17 protein-coding genes are annotated in these 19793 nt (G+C 64.1%); 4 read left to right on the top strand and 13 right to left on the bottom strand.

Annotated elements, in window-relative coordinates:
* Positions 1 to 20: 20 nt before the first annotated feature.
* Genes ACZ2HM_RS16790 through ACZ2HM_RS16740 form a run of 11 tightly spaced genes read right to left on the bottom strand, consistent with a single transcriptional unit; the run spans position 21 to position 14751 of the window.
* Complete coding sequence (locus tag ACZ2HM_RS16790) at positions 21 to 1178, bottom strand: CaiB/BaiF CoA transferase family protein (RefSeq protein WP_037474939.1); 1158 nt, start codon at positions 1176 to 1178, stop codon at positions 21 to 23.
* Entirely contained in the window at positions 1175 to 2104 is a 930-nt protein-coding gene (locus ACZ2HM_RS16785; RefSeq protein ID WP_037474937.1) for an alpha/beta hydrolase, read from the bottom strand. The genes ACZ2HM_RS16790 and ACZ2HM_RS16785 overlap by 4 nt, the downstream gene beginning before the upstream one ends.
* The gene (gene dctP, locus ACZ2HM_RS16780) at positions 2101 to 3144 is read right to left on the bottom strand and encodes a TRAP transporter substrate-binding protein DctP (protein ID WP_237748826.1); all 1044 of its coding nucleotides are present in this window, start codon (positions 3142 to 3144) and stop codon (positions 2101 to 2103) included. The genes ACZ2HM_RS16785 and dctP overlap by 4 nt, the downstream gene beginning before the upstream one ends.
* The gene (locus tag ACZ2HM_RS16775; protein WP_037474934.1) at positions 3141 to 4442 is read right to left on the bottom strand and encodes a 2-hydroxyacyl-CoA dehydratase subunit D; all 1302 of its coding nucleotides are present in this window, start codon (positions 4440 to 4442) and stop codon (positions 3141 to 3143) included. The genes dctP and ACZ2HM_RS16775 overlap by 4 nt, the downstream gene beginning before the upstream one ends.
* A complete protein-coding gene (locus ACZ2HM_RS16770) occupies positions 4439 to 6523 on the bottom strand; it encodes a CaiB/BaiF CoA-transferase family protein (protein ID WP_470425763.1) in 2085 nt (694 codons plus the stop codon). The genes ACZ2HM_RS16775 and ACZ2HM_RS16770 overlap by 4 nt, the downstream gene beginning before the upstream one ends.
* Complete coding sequence (locus ACZ2HM_RS16765) at positions 6520 to 7404, bottom strand: hypothetical protein (RefSeq protein ID WP_470425762.1); 885 nt, start codon at positions 7402 to 7404, stop codon at positions 6520 to 6522. Before ACZ2HM_RS16765 ends, ACZ2HM_RS16770 begins: the two co-directional genes overlap by 4 nt.
* A gap of 2 nt (positions 7405 to 7406) precedes the next feature.
* Entirely contained in the window at positions 7407 to 8717 is a 1311-nt protein-coding gene (locus ACZ2HM_RS16760; RefSeq protein WP_470425761.1) for a TRAP transporter large permease, read from the bottom strand.
* On the bottom strand, positions 8714 to 9166 hold the full coding sequence (locus tag ACZ2HM_RS16755) for a TRAP transporter small permease (protein WP_470425760.1): 453 nt from the start codon (positions 9164 to 9166) through the stop codon (positions 8714 to 8716). The genes ACZ2HM_RS16760 and ACZ2HM_RS16755 overlap by 4 nt, the downstream gene beginning before the upstream one ends.
* Complete coding sequence (locus ACZ2HM_RS16750) at positions 9163 to 10278, bottom strand: CapA family protein (RefSeq protein WP_470425759.1); 1116 nt, start codon at positions 10276 to 10278, stop codon at positions 9163 to 9165. Before ACZ2HM_RS16750 ends, ACZ2HM_RS16755 begins: the two co-directional genes overlap by 4 nt.
* 18 nt (positions 10279 to 10296) lie before the next feature.
* Complete coding sequence (locus ACZ2HM_RS16745) at positions 10297 to 12978, bottom strand: TonB-dependent receptor domain-containing protein (RefSeq protein ID WP_470425758.1); 2682 nt, start codon at positions 12976 to 12978, stop codon at positions 10297 to 10299.
* A gap of 48 nt (positions 12979 to 13026) precedes the next feature.
* Positions 13027 to 14751: a CocE/NonD family hydrolase gene (locus ACZ2HM_RS16740; RefSeq protein WP_470425757.1), complete on the bottom strand. Its 1725-nt coding sequence runs from the start codon at positions 14749 to 14751 to the stop codon at positions 13027 to 13029.
* A 110-nt stretch (positions 14752 to 14861) separates the two neighbouring features.
* On the opposite strand from ACZ2HM_RS16740, the gene ACZ2HM_RS16735 reads away from it, so the two are divergent.
* Complete coding sequence (locus ACZ2HM_RS16735; RefSeq protein WP_470425756.1) at positions 14862 to 15524, top strand: GntR family transcriptional regulator; 663 nt, start codon at positions 14862 to 14864, stop codon at positions 15522 to 15524.
* Positions 15525 to 15646: 122 nt separating this feature from the next.
* Complete coding sequence (gene rsgA / locus ACZ2HM_RS16730) at positions 15647 to 16672, top strand: ribosome small subunit-dependent GTPase A (protein ID WP_470425755.1); 1026 nt, start codon at positions 15647 to 15649, stop codon at positions 16670 to 16672.
* A 103-nt stretch (positions 16673 to 16775) separates the two neighbouring features.
* Here rsgA and rpmB read toward each other — a convergent pair whose 3' ends face one another.
* Positions 16776 to 17069 carry a 50S ribosomal protein L28 gene (gene rpmB / locus ACZ2HM_RS16725; RefSeq protein ID WP_470425754.1) on the bottom strand — a complete coding sequence of 98 codons (294 nt, stop codon included), beginning with the start codon at positions 17067 to 17069 and terminating at the stop codon, positions 16776 to 16778.
* A gap of 142 nt (positions 17070 to 17211) precedes the next feature.
* Here rpmB and ACZ2HM_RS16720 point away from each other — a divergent pair, with 142 nt between their 5' ends.
* Both ACZ2HM_RS16720 and ACZ2HM_RS16715 read left to right on the top strand, forming a co-directional pair.
* The gene (locus ACZ2HM_RS16720; RefSeq protein WP_470425753.1) at positions 17212 to 17433 is read left to right on the top strand and encodes a hypothetical protein; all 222 of its coding nucleotides are present in this window, start codon (positions 17212 to 17214) and stop codon (positions 17431 to 17433) included.
* A gap of 40 nt (positions 17434 to 17473) precedes the next feature.
* On the top strand, positions 17474 to 17932 hold the full coding sequence (locus tag ACZ2HM_RS16715; RefSeq protein ID WP_037474913.1) for a nucleoside deaminase: 459 nt from the start codon (positions 17474 to 17476) through the stop codon (positions 17930 to 17932).
* Here ACZ2HM_RS16715 and ACZ2HM_RS16710 read toward each other — a convergent pair.
* The gene (locus tag ACZ2HM_RS16710) at positions 17894 to 19792 is read right to left on the bottom strand and encodes a hypothetical protein (protein ID WP_470425752.1); all 1899 of its coding nucleotides are present in this window, start codon (positions 19790 to 19792) and stop codon (positions 17894 to 17896) included. The genes ACZ2HM_RS16715 and ACZ2HM_RS16710 overlap by 39 nt on opposite strands.
* Position 19793: the final 1 nt, after the last annotated feature.

The following is a 19793-nucleotide window of genomic DNA, read 5'->3' as shown; positions in this document are numbered from 1 at the left end:
GTTAACGCGGATATCCGTGGCTATCGATCGTCGGCAACGCCGAGCCAATCCAATATTTCATCGCGATGTTCATCCAGTCGGGGCGGCATTTGGCCCTCCTGCGCGCCTGGCGTCAGGCGAAAGCCAGCACCTGGCGCGCGGATCGCGCCATCCGGCCCGCCGAGACCATCGAACGACAATAAGGCGTCCGGCCGCGCCAGGGCTGCGGCTTCGTCCACGCGGCGGACCATGCCGCAGGGTATGCCTGCCGCGCTCATGCCCGCTTCCCAATCAGCGGCGTCGCGGGTGGCGATGACCGTTTCCAACTCCGCCTTCATGGCGTCGAAATTCGCGCGTCGCGCCTCCGGCGTGGCAAAGAGCGGATTGCGCAACCAATCCTCGCGGCCGGTGAAGCGGGCGAGGGCGGCGAACTGGTTGGGCTGCACGACGCCCAGCGACACCTGGCGGCCGTCCCTTGCCGTGAACAGCGATGCGGTCGGCAGGCCGCTATAGCCGGTATTGCCCATGCGCGTCATCGCGCGCCCCGTCACCAGGAAGGGCGTCACCGCCGACGTCATGAACGCCAGGCTGGCGTCGAACATGGAGACGTCGATGAAACTGCCGCCGTCACCCTGCATGCGCCGGATCAGCGCAGAGAGGATGGCGAAGGCGGCAGTCTGGCCGGTCAAGGTATCGACGATGGGAAAGCCGACGCGGACAGGCGGATCGCCCTCTTCGCCGCTCAGCATCATCATGCCGCTGGTAGCCTGGACGATATTGTCGATCGCGGGCCAGTCCCGTTGCGGACTGTCCTGCCCATAGCCCGATACCGAGCAGAAGATGATGTCCGGGTTCAACGCGCGGACGGCATCATAGCCAAGCCCCAGTCGATCGATCACGCCGGGGCGGAAATTTTCGAGCAGGACGTCGCAGCGCGACACGATACCCTGGGCGATCGCAAGATCGTCGGCTTGTTTCAGATCAAGGGCGATCGATTTCTTTCCCGCATTGGCGGCGATGAATGCCGGGGACATGCCCTCGAACCGTGGATCGACATTGTAGGACCGGAAGCTGTCGCCCTGCGGCGGCTCGATCTTGATCACCTCCGCCCCCATCAGACGCAAAAGATGCGAGGCGTAGGGACCGGCCATGACATGGCTGAAATCGGCGATGCGGATGCCCGCGAGCGGCTTGTTCATGGTTGCTCCGGGAATTGCTTGCGGATGATGGACCAACTGGGGTCTTGGCAAAGGGTGCAGTCCGCACCGACGAACATCGCGGCGGCACCGGCATCCTGCTTCAATTGCCAGTCGAGCCATCCGACCGCGACCCGACCATAATCCCCGCCATTGACGAGCGAAAATGTGCCGCCATGCCCCGTATCTTTGTTCGCGTAGAAGACGGGGACATGCGATAGTCGCGCCACGTCGTCGCTCCCATTGGGGTAGGCGATGTCGGATGGCCCGCCCAATATATAGGCAACGGGCATGTGGAGCTTCTTCAAATCATCCTTGGTGATCCAGACACCGCTCAGACCGCCGCCGGGCCGGTTATAGACCCCGCTGTTGAATGCGACGACCGTGTCGATCCTCGGATCAGCGCCTGCGGCCAGCGCCTGCAATCCGCCGCAGCTATGCCCCATCACCGCAATGCGCTGTGCATCGACATGATCGCGATGGATGCCCTGCGTCGCCCAGTCGATCGCCGCCAGCAACTGATCCACCTGCGTTTCGTCGGCCTTGGCCGGTGGCGGCCCCACCGGTGCAGGCGCATCATCCTCGTTCGGCAAGGCTGTCAGCGGCGGCTGTTCTTCGCGTGGGGCGCCATTGGCGATCACGATATAGCCGTGACTGGCGATTTCGCGCAGGAAATGGCTGGCCGACAGGCCATTGTCGCGGCAGCCGCCATTGCCCCACAGGACCAACGGCAATCGTTCGCGCGGCCATGTGGCGGGACGGTACAGCGTATAGCCGGGCGCGTCGGCAAAGCCTTCCGCGACCGCAGGCCATCGCCCCGTGCCTGCAGGATCGCCGATCCGGCGCGCGACCTTGTCCTGCGTCGGCTGCGCCGATGCGGTGCCGACGATCATCGTTGCCATCGCCGCGATCACGATCAAAGGCGTCATATCTTCCCTCCGCACTGTATATCGTCGCGCCCGCGCACTGCCGCCCGCGCCGTTCGGAACGCCTGCATCCCGTCGATGCCAAACCGCGACAGGCTGCGGGCATTGCCTTCGGAATCGCGCAGATAGAGGGCATCGAAGCGCGCCTGTTCCTGTGCGGACATGCCGGAGATCGTCACCTTCTGCGCCTTGGCTTCCTCCAGCCCCTTGACCAGCGCCGCATGGATTTCGCGCGACAGCGCATCCTCCCACACCGCTTGCGACTGCGTCAGGATCGCCCGCTCCGCCTCGCTCAGCCGGTTCCATCGTGTCAGCCCTATCGCTCTTGCCGGATAGGCACCACGCGGGATAGCGAGGTTGTTATAATGGCTGGCCACTTCCGCGAAATGCAGCGACTTGAACGTGTCGCCCGGCGCGATCACGCCGTCGATCACCCCCTTGGCCATCGCCGAATAGACATCCGCCATCGGCATGTTGACCGGGTCCGCGCCCAGCGACTCCAGCACCGTGAGCAATTCGGTGGGCGCGCGCAGCCGCAGCCCGCGCAGGTCGGCCAGATTGCGCACCTGCCGGTCGGTCGTGACGATCCCGGCGAGCGAGCCGCCCTGGACCGCTAGCACCTTTAGCCCGTGCAATTCATGGCCGATCTGCGGGTTGGCCGCGGCGATGCAGCGATAGAGTTTCAACTGCGAGTCGATGCTGTCCGCTCCGCTGTAGAAACCGGTCTGGATGCGGATCAGATGGGTGCCGCCGCGCACATAGATGGGCGTGATGAGGCCGACATCGGCCACGCCATAGCGCAATTCCTCCATCGACATGTCCGACGACAGCAGCGCGCCCGACCAGATCGGCCGAATGCGGATGCGCCCTTGCGACTTGTGTTCGACAAATTCCATCCATGCCTTGTCCGCTTTGCTGAACGGATGGTTCGGGCTGTAGGGCGTCGCATAAGTCAGTTCCGTCACACCGGGCGGTAGCGGCCGGGCGCACGCCGTCATCAGGCACAGCGGCACCAACAGGGACAGCAGCGCGCGGAGCGTCACGCCAGCCCCCGCGCGGCCAGAAAGTCGGCAACCATCGCGACCATCGCGTCATGGTTCCAATTGGCCGCATCCACCATGTCCGCGTCGATCGCCAGCACCGGAACGCCCGCTGCTTCCAGTGAAAGCGCCGTCAGTTTCGTGCCCGATTGCGACAGGCGGTTGTCGGGCGGCAGCAGGATGACGCAGGCATCGATGCCGCACCGTTCCGCCTCGCTGGTCATCCACCCGTTCATCCATGGCGGCAGATGCAGCACTTCGTTCATCGAACAGATGCGGCTGGCCAGCGCATCCATCGGCTGGCCCTGCAACTCGCGAATATATTGTGGCCCGGCAAAGGGCATATACATCGACCAGACGAAGACCGCGCCCAGTCGCTCTTCCAGCGCCTGATAAAAGCCCGGATCATGCCACACGCCCGCGCCGATCCACATCAGCCGCACGCGTTCATTGTCGGCCGCACCCGCGCCGCTCGCCACCCGTTCCATGACTTCGTCGCGAAAGCGCCTGGCATGGGCGACGGCCCAGTCCGACCCGCGATGCCATTGCGGAATCATCGTATTGGGCATTTGTTCGGCGATCGACACCGGGCAGGGGCGCGCGCTGCCGATCGCCTGCGCGGCTTCCCAGATATAGCCTTCCTGTTCGTTGATCCGCTCCATCAGGTGATGCAGCTTCGCCTCGTCGAACCGGCGGCCAGTGCGATTTTCCAACAAGCTGATGAGATCGCGCATTTCCGCGACCATCAGCGCGATGCGATCCGGCTCATAGACCCGCCGCCACGCGCTGCGACTATGCTGGAACCAATGGGCCTCCTTATGCTCCCATGCCGGCGCTTCCATCGGGAAAAATTCGCTGCCCAGCGCCTGTGCCCATTGGCCAAAGACATGCTGGATGCAGTCACAGGTCAGGCGCGCGACCAGCACGGTTGGCTTGGGCAATCCGCCCCAGGGCGCGGTCTTGGGATCGTTCGCCAGCGTGCAGGCCAGGCCAAGCGAGCAATATTTGCAGCTGTTTTCAGGATAGCCATGCCGCGCCATCACGTCGAAATAATGGCCGGACAATTGTTTGGCGGAGATATAGGCCGACCACCATTGGTTGGTGATGATGGGGATGTCCATCACATGGAAAATCTCGTGCGGCGTGTCGGCCTGGACGATGGCGAAGGGTTCGCCTTCGTCCACGACCCGCCGTTTGAGGTCCGCGCCAAATTGCTTCTGATACGCGCTGGCGACCGAGGTGCAGGCCAGATCCTTGCGGCTGCGCTGACCGGTGGCGCGGGGGGCTATTATGTCGTTCATTGAAAAACTCCTGCCGCTTCCAGTTCGGCGATGCGCGCATCATCAAGCCCGCACAGGGTCCGGGCGATGGCATGGGCATGCTCACCCATGCCAGGCGCGCGGAAGGGTGCGAACCTGTCGCGGGAAAGGGAAATGGGGGTCGCGATATGGCCGAACGGTCCCAGGATCGGATGATCGAGCGTCACCAGCGCGCCACGTCCGGCCAGTTGCGGATCAAGGTCGATCATATCCTCACAATCCTGCACCACGCCGCAGGCGATACCGGCCGCTTGAAGGGTAGAGGCGATGGCATGGTCCTCGCGCTGCGCGGTCCATGCCGCGACATCGGGACCGGTCATCGCGTGCAGGCGCACGCGATCCGCCTCATCGAACAGGCTGATCGCGACCCAGCGGTCTTCGCCGCGTGCCGGAAACACATCCTGAAAGAAGACGCCCGGATCGGCATTGCCCGACCGTTGCGGTCGCTCGCCGCGCCGCGCGGCGGACAGGCTATCGCGCATCTGCTGCACGCAGATTTCATACATGGATGCATCGATATGCGCGCCACGTCCCGTTTCGCGCCGGTGCTGGAGCGCGGCTGCCACGGCCCCTGCCATCACGAACGGCACGATCACATCACCATAGGGCACGGCGCCGGGTATCACCGGGTCTCGCGTCGGATAGCCGGTCAGGAAGGTGCGCCCCGACAAGGCGCCACCCGTGCCATCGACGCCCCATTCCTGCGCCAGCGGCCCGGTCTGCCCGAACACGCTGCCCGACACCATCACGATGCCCGGATCGCGTTGGCAAAGCGCGTCATAGTCCAGCCCCAGCTTCTTCATCGTGCCCGGCGAGAAATTTTCGACCACCACGTCCGCCCAGTCGATCAGCGGATCGATGAGTTCGCGCGCCTCCGGCTTCTTCATATTGAGCGACAGGCTACGCTTGGACGAGTTGAGATGGGCGAACCAGGGCTTGTCGTCCCAATTGCCGGGCTGCGATGCGGACACCTGCACATCCAACCGGGCAAGATCCGGGCGCGTGCGGCTTTCGATCTTCACGATCTCCGCGCCCAGGTCGCCCAGCGTCTTGGTCGTGATCGACCCGACCAGTGCCCAGGCGAAATCAAGTACCCGGACACCTGCCAATGGCCCCGGCCGATCGCCTGTATGAATGGCAGGCGCGGCAACCGCCGAACCCGCGCGGATCGCGGCAAATCGTTCCGGCAGGCCCGATGGCGTGTCGAAAAAGCCGCGTGCGGCGAGATGCCGGTCCGCCAGCACATCGGCCGGTTCGTTCGCTACACAGGCATTGATCCCCCGCCGCAGCCCTTCGGTCGCGATCTCCGCCTTGGTGCGCGACCGGAAGAAGGCGTCGATGGCTGCTTCCCACACCGCGCGCGTGTCGGCGGGCAGGGTGGAACGGTTATAGCTGAGCCAATCGGTGCCGTGCAGCGGATTGGGCGCGCCGACGGCATCCATCCAGTCGGACAGAGCCTGATTGGCGGGCGCACCCAGTCGCCCGGTCATCAGCGAATGGAAACACCATCCATCGGCCAGCCGCCAGATCGCGCGCACCGTCGCTTTGCCATAGGCAAGCGCGCCGCCGACCCGTTTCAGTTTGCGCCGGTCGAATTGCCAGCACAATATCCCGTTGAAATTACGGCTGAAGGCTACCTGCTGGATGGATATGTCGACATGCTGCCCCTTGCCATGCGTGCCGCGTGCATAATGGGCGGCCATCGCACCACTCGCCGCGACCATGTCCGCATGGAAGGTGCAGGCATCGCCCGCTTCCTTGACCGGCGGGAGGTCGGGTTCACCCGTCACCCGCAGCGCCCCGCCCATGGCCGACGCGACGAACTCGCCACCCTTCCAGCCGGATCGCGGCCCGCCCGATCCGAAGGTGGTGACCGAGACATGCACAGCCGTCTTCGGTATCGCGACGTCTTTCAGGCTTTCCAAGCCGAGATCGTCGATGACGAAGGACGCGCCTTCGACCCCTCCGCCCAGTTCAGCGCCCAGCGACGCCAGGAAGCGCGCCAGCGGGCGGTCCGCCATGCCGCCCAATGTGGCGACGCGATGGCCTGCAAGCGGGGTCATGCCTTTAACTCCTTCAAAAATATCGCAATCTCCTCTGCCACCCCATCGTTCGCGCGCCAGTCGCGGCGGGTGAGGATGAGCGTCGGTATATTGGCGTCGGCCAGTGCGTCCCGCTGCGCGGGCAAGTGCCAGATGCGTGCCTCATCCTCTTCCGCGAACCATAACAGGACCGCCGATGCGCGGACCTGCCGCGCTTGCGCCGACAGTGCGTCGGCATGATCGCGAAAGGCCCGGCTGCCTTGCGCGGCCTCATGCAACTGGCGTGCGATCGCGGCACATGGATCGCCGCTGCCTTCCTCCACGCGAAGGTCGCCGGGGTTCTGCCAGCTTTGCGCCAGCGTCGGTCCGGCCGCGCGCCATCCGGCCGCCTCAATCATCGCATGGATGCGGGTATCGGGCGGCGGTGTGCCCGCCAGCAGGCACAATGGCGCGTCGCCGCCGACTTGCGGCGCGGCAAGCCGCAGCGCGTTGGTCGCCACGATCCCTTGCTCCAGCGCGTCATCGTAGATGCCGAGGCGTTCGGTCAGTCGTCTGATCGCCTTGCCCATATGCGCGACGCTGCTGGCGCGCTGGATCGTGGCCGTGTCGAAGATCATCGGTTCGGGACCAGCAATCTCGCCCCGCTGCCGCAATTCGCAGATATAATAATAGAGCCGCTGCGCTGCATCGTCACCGCGCGAGAAGAGCACGGCGTCCCGCCCATTCAGCGCGCCATCCGCCCAATCCTGAAGGATGGACCGCGTCCAGAGCGGAAATTTGCTTTCGAGCCAGCGATCCGCCGCCGGAAGGGGCCGATCGACATTCCATCCCACCGGGCCGGAACAGGCACCCGTGGCGGTCAGCACATCTTGCGGCAGGTCGGGGCCGACATAGGCAATCATGGTCATTGTCCAATAACAGTGGGCAGCCACAGCGCCATGGCCGGGAAAAGGATGATGAGAAGCAGGTGGATGAGATCACTGCCGAGGAAGGGCAGCACGCCCTTGAATATCCGTCCCAACGGCACGTCCTTGGCTACCCCCTGGATGACATAGAGGTTCATCCCCAGCGGCGGATGGACGAAGCCGATCTCCATGGCGCGGGTGATGAAGATGCCGAACCAGATCGGCGACATGCCCACCCCTTCGACGATCGGCAGCAGGATGGGCGTCGTCAGCAGCATCAATGCCAGCCCATCCAGCACCGACCCCAGCAGCAGCAAAAGCAGCGCGACGACCAGCAGGGTCGGGATGGTGCCCATGTCCATGGCCGACACGGCAGTACCGACCGCTTCGGTCAGCCCGGTCACGCTGATGAAGACCGAAAAGATGATCGCGCCGATGATGACAAGGAAGATAAGACCCGCCGTCCGCAAGGTTTCGGAAAACGCGCGGAACAGCACCTCCCGGTTGAGCCGCCCACGCCATGCGGTGATCGCCAGTGCGCCCGCCGTGCCGATGGAGGAGGCTTCGGACGGACTGAACCAGCCCAGTACGATCCCGCCCAGCACCACGGCCAGGAGCAGCAGCATGTCGGCGATGCGCAACATGGCCCGGCCGCGCGCCGCCCAGCTCGCCCGCTCGCTCGGCGGCGCGATCGAAGGACGCCAGCGCACGAGCAGCCACACGACGAGGCAATAGAAGAGCATCTGCGAAATGCCGGGAATGAGGGTGGCGGTGAACAACGTGCCGATCGATTGTTCGGCGATGATGCCATAGACGATGAGCGCACCCGAAGGCGGCAGCATCTGGCCCAATGTGCCACCGGCGGCGACCGTACCGGTCGCCAGCGCATCGCTATAGCCGCGCTGGCGCATTTCGGGCAGCGCGACCAGGCCGATGGTCGCCGCCGTCGCCAGGCTGGAACCGTTGATCGATCCAAAACCGGCGCAGCCGCCGATCGACGCATAGGCGAGGCCGCCGCGTCGATGGCCGATCATCTTGGCGGCGGCATCGAACAGGTCCCGACTGGCATTGGCCGCAAAGAAGAGATGCGCCATCAGCATGAACAGCGGCAATGTGCCCAGTTCATAGCGGGTCAGCGTTTCGACCACGACGACGCCCGCCTTGATGAGTGCCCCCTCCGGCCCAAGTGCGACCATCAGGCCGCCGACGCCGACAAGGCCCAGCGAAACGCCGATCGGTACGCCGCACAACAGCATGGCGAACAGGAGGATGAGGCCGATCAGCCCGGTTTCGGGCGTTGCGAGGATCATGGTCGGCGCCCTTCCACCAGTTGGCGGACAAGCAGCGCGATGATGACGACCAGCGTGACGTTGAGGAAGGCGCGCATCGCCCACCAGGGCACACCGACCAGTTCGCTCACCTCCTGGCTGCCCCACAGATCAACGGCCAGCCAGCAGGAGCCGCCAAGCAGCATCAGGTAGAACAGGATCGACAGCGCGGTGCAGACCCATTCGGCGACATCGCGGTTCCTGCCGGTCAGCCGATCGAGGATCAGGTGAACGCGCGCATGGTTGCGGCCGAGCGTCGCGGCGACCAGCGCCAGCGATCCGCCGATCAGGACGACGACCTGCACCAGTTCGATCGCGCCCTTGAGCGGCAGGCCGGTGTGCCGACCGATCACCGCCAGCAGATTGAGCGCGGCTGCGACGATCAAGGCGACCCCGCCCGTCCATATCATCATGGTCTTGGCAGCATTCATGCAGTCACCTCTTCGACCCGACCGTCGTTGCTGATTGTGATCGCCGGAAGCCCGGCAGCGTGCGTGATCTGTTCGACATAGGCGCAAATCTCCGCCGCGCGCGTCGCCGACGCTAGTGTTGGACGACCGGGCGGCTCGACATCGACCGGAATGATGCGGACCCCGATGGTCCGGTCCGCATCCCATGTGACATGGCCCAGAAAGGCATTGACCGCTTCGGGGTGAAAAGGCGCGAGCGTATAGGCCGGGTCGGGCTCGAACCCGAACAAGGTCCGCCGCCGCGCCGCCCATTCCGCCCGTGCCGGGTGATCCTGCGCCGGGCTGAGCGCGCTCGTCACGACGCAGCCATTGCCAAGCCCGTGGAAGATCGGCTTGCCCTGGTAAAATTCGATGCCCCGCACGATATGGGCGTGATGGCCGATGACGACATCCGCGCCCGCGTCGATCGCGGCATGCGACACCGCCCGCTCATAGGGTGCCAACTGGACGGGGGTATGGACGATGCCCTTGTGTAGCGCGACCAGCACGATGTCGGCCTGGTCCCGGACGGCGGCAATGTCGCCCTTGAGCATGGCGCGTGCCTCGTCCGTCAGCGTGACCAGCGCGGCCGCGGGCGCGATCGGCGCGCCATCGGCCGTCTCGATCCGCAGCCAGGCGCATCCGGCCTTATCCTTGGTCGCCCAGCTTGCGACCGGACCCACGCAATTATAGCTGAGCAGTGCGATCCGATGTCCGCCGCGCGTGACGATGGCCGGTGCGCGTGCGGCGGCGAGCGTCAGCCCCGCGCCGCAATGCGCCACGCCCAGCGCATCCAGTCCCGCTATCGTATCGGCTATGCCCTCCGCGCCGCAATCGGCGATGTGATTGCCCGCCAAGCTCAGCATGGCAAAGCCCGCATCGGCAATGGCGGCCAGATTTTCGGGCGGTGCGCCGGGTGCGGGGACATCGCCTTTCAACTCCGCCCCGCGCACCGTATGCGGCACCTCCAAATGGCCGATCGAAAGGTCCGCAGCGCGCAGCGCGGGCGCGATCCCGGCCAGCCAATAGGCGCCATCCGGCTCGTCCAGAACCAGATCGCCTGCCAGCACGATCGAGATCGCATCCTGTGTCACGCTGTCATCCGCTCCGTGTCAGAAGGACTTGCGCACGCTGACCGCGAACAGCCGCCCGATCGGGTCACTCGCCGTCGCGTCATAGCCGCCGCCACCATTGCCATTGGGCGCCAGGTTCACATAGGGCGGCGCGATATCGAACATGTTGCGCACCTCCAGCCCCAGCACGAGACCCTTTTCGAAGAAGCCGTCGGCCTGTTGATCGCCCACCTTCCAGTTCAGCGTCAGATCGACCGGCGTATAGCTTTTTACCGACTGCACCGGCCTCGACAGATTGTTGCGATAGCCCCCGACATGGGTCGCCAGCACTCGTGCGCTGAACGGGCCATGATCCCATGTCACGCTTGCGCGCGCTTTCAGCTTTAACGGGTTGAAGATGATATTGCGCCGATCGACCAGAGGCGCCGCAGGTGTCACGGCGACATTATATTTGGTCAGATAGGTTCCGGATATATTGACCGTCAACGCGTCCTTCGCGCCCAGCCGGGTGTTCCAGGTGCCGGTAAAATCGATACCGCGCGTCACCGATACGCCCAGATTCTGGCTGCGCCCGTCGACGAACAGCGTGACGTTCGCCGGATCGCCACCGGGGAAGGAGCCGCCTGCCAGCGCCACGCCCTGCGCCAGCAATTCCTGTACCCGCGCCGCCGCGGCCGCCCCGCGCAGGATGATGTCGGTCCCGGCATATTCCGCTTCATTGCCGAGGATGGTCAGGTTCGACAGATTGGCGAGCACCTGATTTTCATATTTGACGTCCCAATAGGTGATGCCGAAACGCAGGTTGGGCAAAGGATCAAAGTCCGCACCGATCGACCAGGTCGTTGCCGTTTCGGGTTTCAGGTCCAGATTGGGACCGGACAGGGCATAGCCCTGCAGCGGCGCGCCACCGGCCGGATTCTGGTAGCTCTGGCCGAAGATATTGTTGGAATTGCCATAGATTTCCGGGATGGTCGGCGCGCGGAAGGATGTGCCGTAACTGGCGCGCAGCTTGGCCCAGCGCACCGGTTGCCAATTGATGCCGAATTTGGGGTTGGTGGTCGATCCGACGTCGCTATATTTGTCGTGGCGCACCGCTGCGTTCAGTTCCAGCCGCTCGAACCCCGGCATCGCATTGTCCGCGCCGAAAATGGGGATGTAGAGTTCGCCATAGACCGAATCCACCTTGCGGCCGAAATGGCGGAAGGTGATCGGGTTGGTCGGCGCGCCTCGCGCAGACCCCAGGGCAACGGTGAAATCCTGCCGTTCATAGCCCGTCGCCAGCTTCACCGCGCCGCCGGGCAGGGTGAAGAGCGGTCCGTTGAGCCGGGCCTCATAGGTTTTCAAGCGACCATTGGTGGGGGCGAGGAATATCTGGTTGGCGATCGTCGCCAATAGCGTCTCGCTGGTGCGTCCCAGCCCATAGGGATCGAACGCCGTCGCAGGATCGCTGCTCGCCAGTGCCGCGTTGAGCGCTGCATTGTTGATGCCATGATAGGAACCGGAAAAATCATTGGTCTTGCCATAGCCGAACAAGGCTTCGGCTTCCCAATCATGGGGCAGCTTGGCGCGCACGCCGGGCGTGATCTGCCAGCTTTCGGCCGATCCGAAACTGTCATTGGTCGGCACGTCGTCGCGGAAATTATAATCGAGCGTATAGCTGGTGCCGGTAAAGCCTGCGGGCCGCACGAAAAAGGCATTGGTCTGCGGCACGGTCAGCCGGGCGTTGGAATAGGCCGACTGGCGATAGAAGTTCCGTTTGGAGTAAAAGCCATCATAGAAGACGCTCAGCCAATCGTTAAATTCGAACCGGCCCGTGCTGTTGACCGAGTCATAATTCTGTTCCGGCATCAAATCCTGATTGGCCAGCTCATCGCACCGGTTGATCGCGCCTGCCGCCAGCGATCCCGCATTGGCCTGCGTCACGCCACCTGTCGGAATGGCATAGGTGGTGCCATTGGCATTGATGTTGCCGGGTGCGCAGCGCGCGATCCGGTAATCGCCGCCGCCTGACGCTCGCTGGTCGCTCGTGAAGAAGGACCGGTCATCGCCGCTCAGGTTCGATCGTTCGACATGCTCATAGGCGACCATGATCTGCCCGCGGTCGAACACCTTGCCGATGGCCGCGCCCAGCGTCGTTTCATGAAAATCGCCGCGTGAGGCGATGCCCGACCGGGCAAAGACTTCGCCCCCGTCCAGCGACCGGCGCGGGATCAGATTGACCACGCCAGCCACGGCATCCGACCCATAGACGGCCGATGCGCCATCCGCCACGACCTCGATCCGCTCGACACCCAGAGAGGGCAGGACCGAGGGGTCGATCGACCTGCTGTTGTTGGTCACGCGATGGCCGTCGATGATGACCAGCGTGGCATAGGGGCCGATACCGCGCAGATTGACCGAGTTACCATAGGTGATGTTGCCGCTGCCGCCCGATTGGCCGCGTGAATTTTCCGACACGCCAAGGTCAAAGACCTGCGGAATTTCCTTGATCATGCGATCGACCGTGACGGCGCTGGACGCTTCCATTTCGGCGCGGCCGAGCGTTGTGACGGTGGAGCCGACGGGGGCCGCGCCGCGCACGCGGCTGCCGGTGACGACGATGTCGGCGGTGCTCGCCTCCTCCTGCGCTGCCGCCACAGCTGATAGACCTACAGCGATCCCGCAGCAGCCGATCTGCAAAGCCGCCCGCAGGCTGATCCCACCTTTACGATTCCTGTTCATGCCATCCTCCCTCGCCGCGTTGCGCGGCCATTATCATTGCGCCGTCGTTCAATCCGCGACCGGCAGTTCGATCCACGATGCCCTCGTTCCGCCCCGCTGCACGGTGATGACCGGTGCGGGTTTCTGTTCGATATCCTTGAGGTTGCGCTGGCGTGGGTCTGCACCCGCGATCGTCACGCGCAGCCGCGCCCCTGCCGGCACGACCCGCGACACCGGCGTCAGGTCGATCGCGAGGTCCGCCTGCTGCCCCGGCGGCAATGGCGCGACATCGGCGCGCAAACCAGAATGCCAGGGCAGGCCCATCGTCTCATAGGGTGGCTTGCCCGTCCTGCGGTGCGACAGGGCCAGTCGCCCGAAGGCGACGACTTCCGTCGTGCCATCGGCGGCCACCTGGTCGAGATAGGCAAAGATATTGGCGTCGGGCTTGTCCGCCGAAACGCGTAACCGTACAACCGGATAGCCGACCAGCTTGGTCGCCTTGGCCAAGGGCGCGCTGGTATAGCTCAGCCCCTTGTCATCCATCGGCTTGGCCCAGAAGGCGAAATAGTCGGCGGGCGGCAGGTCGTAGCGCACGGTAAACCGGTCTGTACCTGCCTTGCCCGTCTGGGTGCCCAATTGTCCGTCATTGACTGACCGGGCCGTGCCGCTCCGCCCCGCGTCGAAAAACCAGCGGATCGGCTTGGCGCTTTCGCCCGGCAAACTGTTGGACCGCACATAGCCGCCCTTGCCGTCCAGCCCCTCGACCCAATAGGTCGCGCGCGGTTCGGCGGCGATGCCATTGGCGACGCCTTTGAGATGATGGTCGAAATAGCGCACGACCTCCCCGGTAAAATCGAACCCCGGCGGCGGCACGCAATGGCTGCCCGGCCCGGCCAGGAACTTCGATCCCGCCATGTTCGCTGCGCTCAGGATCGACTGGGCGGTTGGTTCGTCTTGCCAATTGCTCCAGAAATAGGTGGCGATCCCCGCCTGCCGGATCGCATCGAGATAGCGATAGACGCCGACCTCTTCCCAGAAGGCGTTGCCGGTCAGCGGCGACACGCTGTCGCGATACGTCATGCCATACCATAGCGCCGCCATCGGCGTGTTCTTCGCATGTTGCTGCACCGCCGCCTGCAATTGCGCACCGTCGCGGTCGCCATCGACCGGCAGGCTCGCCAGATCGTCGCTCAGCGGCTCGTCCGGCCGGGTGTTGAATTGCGCCGTGATCCCGCCGCGCCGAACGAAGGCATATTTGTCCAGGTCGGACGCGCCGACGAACACGGCCTTGAGCGACGGCGGCGCGGTGGTGGCGGTGTGGAAGGTGGTGCCGCCCAGATAGGAGCAACCGATCATGCCGACCTTGCCACTGGAAAAGGGCTGCCGAGCCAGCCATTCGACCAGATCATGGCCGTCGCGCGCTTCGGTCCTGTCCTGAAAACCGTGACGGCGACCAAAGGACGCGCCCTTGCCGCGAATATCCGCGACGGCCACGACATAGCCCGCCTTGATCAACGATCGTAATGCCAGCCGGTCGTCCAGGGCGACTTCCTTGATCGCGCCATCCTTGTCCCGAAACCGTGCCCGATAAGGGGTGAAGACGAAGATCACCGGCAGCTTTTCGGCCGCGACCTTGTCCTTGTCGCTGGGGCGATACAGGTTGACGGCCAGCTTCGTGCCATCGCGCACCGGCACATAGACCGAACTGCGCTGCACATCGGCATAGTCCCTGGCCAGCCCCGGCATGGCGACCCCCAAGGCCGCCAGCATTGCGATCGATCGCGCCGCCTGCATCGCTCTCTCCTATTGTTGACAATTTCATCAGCGATCAGGCAGGCCGATGCAACCAAAAACTCGCTGACAATATTGTTGACAATATTGTTCGATGGCGAGACTATCAGCCTATGGACGGTATGGAAAAACGCGCGCCGACGGGCGTGGAAGTGGCGGGCTGGGTCCGCAACCGCATCAGAAACGGGCGTTTTTCGCCGGGACAACGGCTGGTCGAGGTCGACATCATCCGCCAGACTGGCGCCAGCCGCTCAAAGGTGCGCGAGGCGCTGCAACGTCTGGAAGGGGAAGGCCTTGTCCAGATCGAGGAGTTTCGCGGTGCCTCCGTCAAGAGCACGGGCCTGGAGGAAGTCGCGCAAATCTACCGCGCCCGCATCGCGTTGGAAGGAATCTGCGCCGCGGATTTTGCGCGCCATGCCTCGGACGAAGATAAGCGCCAACTGTGCGCGGTGCAGGACCAGCTGGACCAGTGCGTGATCGATCGCGCGCCCGACCGCTTTGGCCGGCTGAATCTCGAATGGCATCGGATCATCGTGCAGGGGTCTGGTAACAGCGTTATCGCCGAATTGCTCAAGCGGCTGAACGTCCCCATCCACCGGCTATTGTTCGAAAGCTTCTACGACGAAGGCCGCCTGCGCACCGCAAACGCCGATCACAAGAAGATGGTCGCCTTGCTGTTGGCGGGCGATGCGGAAGGCGCCGAAGCCGCCATGCGCAGCCATATCGCCGATGGCTTCGACACGCTTTCAAAGATCGAGAGCGAATTTTACGGCTGATCGTTCGACGGCCTCCACCATGCGCGACGGAGCCAACGTCATTTTAAACATCTTGTCTTGGTAGCCGCGCACAGCCCATGGGGATTAAAAGCCAGGAACGGCGCGATGGATATGTGGACATAATGACTGAGACTTTGGAAGAGCTTGGATGGCGGTCCTTTTTCAGCGCGCAGATGGCGGCCCATGAGGCTGCGGAATGCCATCCCGTCCGAGTCATGGCCGTTCATCGCGGCAAGATCGCGGTGGCGGGCGAAGGAACGACGCGGCTGATCTCACCCTATATCGCCGATGCCATGATGGCCGAAGAACATCCCACGGTCGGCGACTGGCTGTTGATCGACAATGCCACGTTTGAGATCAAGCATGTCCTACAACGCGCCAACTTGTTCAAACGACGCGCGGCCGGTCACGATAAAAGGACGCAGTTGATCGCCGCGAACGTGGATACGCTATTTGTCGTTGCTTCCTGCAATCAAGATTTCAGCGCCCCGCGGCTGGAACGCTATCTCGTGTTGGCACGGGAGGTCGGCGTGCAACCGGTCGTTATTCTCACCAAGATCGACCTGACGGATACGCCAGACTCTTTCGTGGCCGCGGTTCGAGATTTGCAGCCGGGGTTGGCGATCGAGGCCATTGACGGGCGGGATCGGGACAGTGTCGCGCGTCTTTCCAGATGGTGTGGAAAGGGCCAGACGGTCGCCCTTCTGGGGTCATCGGGCGTCGGCAAATCAACGCTGGTGAACAGCCTTCGCGGTTCCGATAGCATAGCGACGCAGGCCATCCGCAAGGGCGATGATACAGGGCGGCACACGACCACAGTACGCGAGATGCACCGGCTGGAAGGTGGCGGCTGGTTACTCGACACGCCTGGCATGCGGGAATTGCAATTGGTCGATGCGGGAACGGGCATTGCGGAGGTTTTCGACGACATCGTCGATATGGCGGACCATTGCCGCTTTTCCGACTGCACCCATGATGTCGAACCGGGCTGTGCGGTTCAGACCGCTATCGCCAGCGGACAGCTTGAGCGCACACGCCTGGAGCGCTGGCGCAAATTGGCGAGCGAAGAGACCTACAATAGCGCAAGCCAATCCGAACGCCGCGCCCTCGACCGTATCGCGGGCCGGGGCGCGGGCAAAAAAAAGTGAGCGGTCCGCCCTCAACCATCAGGTGATCGTAGGCCGACGGTCCATCACGCAAAAAAGCGGCCCGTTGCGGGGCCGCTTCTTATGCCGAAACGAATCGATGAAATCAGGCGGTGGTGGCAGCCTGCTTCTTGACGATATCGCGCTTGAGGCGACGGGCCTTGAGCGACAGCTTGTCGTCGCTGGTCTTGACCAGCCAGTTGTCGAGGCCGCCATTATGTTCGACCGAACGCAGACCATGGGTCGACACGCGCAGCTTGAAGCTCGATTCCAGCGTTTCGGAGATCAGCGAAACATTCTGCAGATTGGGCAGGAACACCCGCTTGGTCTTGTTATTGGCGTGGGAAACATTGTGACCCACCTGGCGACCCTTGCCGGTCAGCTCGCAAATGCGCGACATAGTCAATCAACCTTGTAATTCGGGTTCGTTCGGAAAGTCGCGCCGATAATGGGATTCGTGGCTCCCGTCAACCCGCGCGCGTTGGATGCAACCCTTTGGGTGAGGCCTGCGTTGAGCCGTTGTTATCCTAAGGGAGGTCGAAATGCGATTCATTGGTGGTCTACTCGTCATTATCCTGCTGGTCCTGGCCGGGGGCATCGCCACGGGCTTTATCGACCTGCAAAAGACGCGCGATGGGCAATTGCCGCAGATCGCGGTCAGGGAAGGCACGCTGCCCAAATATGAGGCCAATGTCGCCAAGGTCGATGTCGGCAGCCGCACCGAAACCGTCGAAGTGCCCACGGTAGACGTCAAGAAGCCCTGATTCTTCCCCTCCCCTGCCTGATCCTGTAACGGGCGGAGCCATGGCTCCGCCCTTTCCCTTGCCCGCCCCGATGCGCCGTGCGCTCGATCTTGCCCGTTTGGCCGAGGCGGCGGGTGAAGTGCCGATCGGCGCCGTCGTGACCAGGGATGGCGCGATCATCGGTGAGGGCGAGAATCGCAACCGGCGCGATTGCGATCCGACCGCCCATGCCGAAATCGTGGCGATGCGGGCGGCGGCGGCGCATCTCAATGACTTTCGCCTGACCAGCTGCGACCTGTGGGTCACGCTGGAGCCCTGCCCGATGTGCGCGGGGGCAATCTCTCACGCGCGAATCGCCCGGCTTTATTATGCGGTGGGCGATCCCAAGGGCGGCGCGATCGAGCAAGGACCGCGCCTCTTTGCCCAGCCGCAATGCCTGCACCGCCCGGACGTCTATGGCGGCTTGGCCGAAGCGGAGGCCTCAGCGCTGTTGCGGGACTTTTTCGCCGCCCGGCGCTGAATAGTCGATGCGGTAGAGCTGATAGGGCAAGGTCATGCCCGTGTTCAGCGTGACCGGCACCAGCCAGTCGGGCAATTTGTCGCGCATCAGGTCGGCATAGAAGCCCGTGGGATTGCGCGACTGATAGATGGTGCCTTCGGGAAACCAGGGGCAGACCAGCAGATAGGTCGCATGATGCTTCGCCGCGATAGCGCGGAAGTCGCGCGCCGGGCCGTCGAAAGCGTGGTGGATGTCGAGGATCGTCGCGCCGTTGCGGTGATAGGGTCCGGCGAGCGCGCTATGATGTGTGGTCGCGATCAGGCGCGGCCCCAGATCGACCATGGTGAAGATGGTCGCGGGCGGGAGTTGATCCAGCACCGCGAGCGCAGGCTGGGTCCGGCAGCGCCCGTTCGCTTTCTTGATCGCATCGTTGCGCGCCACGGCGGACGGGCGCCAGGGACGCGGCGTCTTACCGGTCGCCTGTTGATAGAGTTTCAACGCCTGCGGATAGAGCGGATAGGCGCAGGCGATCGCTACGAGCAACGCCACCCCTGCCCCGCCCGCAATCCTGGCCCGGCGTGATCCAGTGAGGATGACGACGACCAGACGATGCGCGGCCCAGGCGGCAGGCGGGATCGCCAGCAATTGCGCGGCTGGCCCCGCGCGCAGCTGCCAGAAGAGCAAAGCGATGGCGAAGACCATCATCAGCCCCACGGTGGCCCAGGCCCAGAGCCGCTCAGCGTCGCGCCGCGCATCCCACAAGGCCCAGAGCAGCCCGACGAGCCCGGCGAGCGGAATCGCCAGTAACGGCACCACCATCGACTGGGCCTGCGCGGTGATCGGCTTGGCCTCGCGGATGTTGGCGAGCCACAGCCGCTCCAGTTCGGGCGAAATCTGATAAGGACTGAGGCATTGGGGCCAGTTGAGCCAGAAGAAGATCGCCACTGCGCCGCCCACGATGACGCCTGCACCCAGCCGCGCCATCCAGCCGCGCAAGGGGGCGAGCGCCAGCAGCACCATGCCCGCCGATGCCGCGCCGAATACCGCCACCCAGATCGGCGAGAGTGCGTCGCAGACCTGCTCCCGATTGGCGGTGCTGGCGAACACCAGATAGCAGAGCGAGGTCGCGCCACCGAGGCTGAGCGCATAGGGCAGCATCCGCCGCTCGGCACCGTCGCGAAATACCCAGCGCAGCGCGATCAGCCCGCCGCCCGCCGCCAGATAGACGATCATCTCCATACCGATCGCGATCGACAGCGCGCTGCTGACCCCGGCCATGATGCCGCCGCGCAGCCGGTTGGTGTCGATCACCCCGGCCAGCATGGTCAGCGCCAGCGCCAATTGCCAGCCATGATGGTCGATCCGCATCGGCGCATACATGCCAAAGCCCATTTGCGCCGCCAGGGGCGCCAGCACGGCGAGCAGCCAGCCATTCGGCCCCGCCAGCCGCCGCCCGATGAAGCCGAGGCTGAGCATCAGCAGCAACAGCGGCAGCAAGGGTGCGACCCCGCAGGCCAGCCGATCGGCCATGCCCTGATCGACGAAGGCGCGGAAGAACAGCATCAGTCCGGCGAGCGGCAAATCGACCAGTCGCGACCAGTGGATATTCGCCCCGCCCGGCGGGTCGAGCCGATATTGGCGCAGGTCGTACCAGCCCTGCCCCGCCAGCCAGTCCTTGACCTGGACATAGCGGATATTGTCGTCGGTATCGCCCAGCACCAGCCAGTGAATGGCGGACCAGCGCGTCGCCACCATCGTCACCGCAATGGCGATCCAGATCAGAAAGGTCAGCCATTTCCAATGGCGTGCGCCATGGACGGACAGGAAGGCCGCGATGTGGCAGGCGCGGGCGCGCAGGGTTTCGCCGCTATGCAAGGTCATG

This window comes from Sphingobium sp. KKT206 (genome assembly GCF_055640555.1).
Note: the sequence above shows the minus strand (reverse complement) of the source record. Positions and strands in the feature narration are given on the sequence as shown.

Coding starts and splice junctions, on each gene's coding strand:
- ACZ2HM_RS16790 (WP_037474939.1), bottom strand. CDS start 1,178: ATGAACAAGCCGCTCGCGGGCATCCGCATCGCCGATTTCAGCCATGTC.
- ACZ2HM_RS16785 (WP_037474937.1), bottom strand. CDS start 2,104: ATGACGCCTTTGATCGTGATCGCGGCGATGGCAACGATGATCGTCGGC.
- ACZ2HM_RS16775 (WP_037474934.1), bottom strand. CDS start 4,442: ATGAACGACATAATAGCCCCCCGCGCCACCGGTCAGCGCAGCCGCAAG.
- ACZ2HM_RS16770 (WP_470425763.1), bottom strand. CDS start 6,523: ATGACCCCGCTTGCAGGCCATCGCGTCGCCACATTGGGCGGCATGGCG.
- ACZ2HM_RS16765 (WP_470425762.1), bottom strand. CDS start 7,404: ATGATTGCCTATGTCGGCCCCGACCTGCCGCAAGATGTGCTGACCGCC.
- ACZ2HM_RS16760 (WP_470425761.1), bottom strand. CDS start 8,717: ATGATCCTCGCAACGCCCGAAACCGGGCTGATCGGCCTCATCCTCCTG.
- ACZ2HM_RS16755 (WP_470425760.1), bottom strand. CDS start 9,166: ATGAATGCTGCCAAGACCATGATGATATGGACGGGCGGGGTCGCCTTG.
- ACZ2HM_RS16745 (WP_470425758.1), bottom strand. CDS start 12,978: ATGAACAGGAATCGTAAAGGTGGGATCAGCCTGCGGGCGGCTTTGCAG.
- ACZ2HM_RS16740 (WP_470425757.1), bottom strand. CDS start 14,751: ATGCAGGCGGCGCGATCGATCGCAATGCTGGCGGCCTTGGGGGTCGCC.
- ACZ2HM_RS16735 (WP_470425756.1), top strand. CDS start 14,862: ATGGACGGTATGGAAAAACGCGCGCCGACGGGCGTGGAAGTGGCGGGC.
- rsgA (WP_470425755.1), top strand. CDS start 15,647: ATGACTGAGACTTTGGAAGAGCTTGGATGGCGGTCCTTTTTCAGCGCG.
- rpmB (WP_470425754.1), bottom strand. CDS start 17,069: ATGTCGCGCATTTGCGAGCTGACCGGCAAGGGTCGCCAGGTGGGTCAC.
- ACZ2HM_RS16720 (WP_470425753.1), top strand. CDS start 17,212: ATGCGATTCATTGGTGGTCTACTCGTCATTATCCTGCTGGTCCTGGCC.
- ACZ2HM_RS16715 (WP_037474913.1), top strand. CDS start 17,474: ATGGCTCCGCCCTTTCCCTTGCCCGCCCCGATGCGCCGTGCGCTCGAT.
- ACZ2HM_RS16710 (WP_470425752.1), bottom strand. CDS start 19,792: ATGACCTTGCATAGCGGCGAAACCCTGCGCGCCCGCGCCTGCCACATC.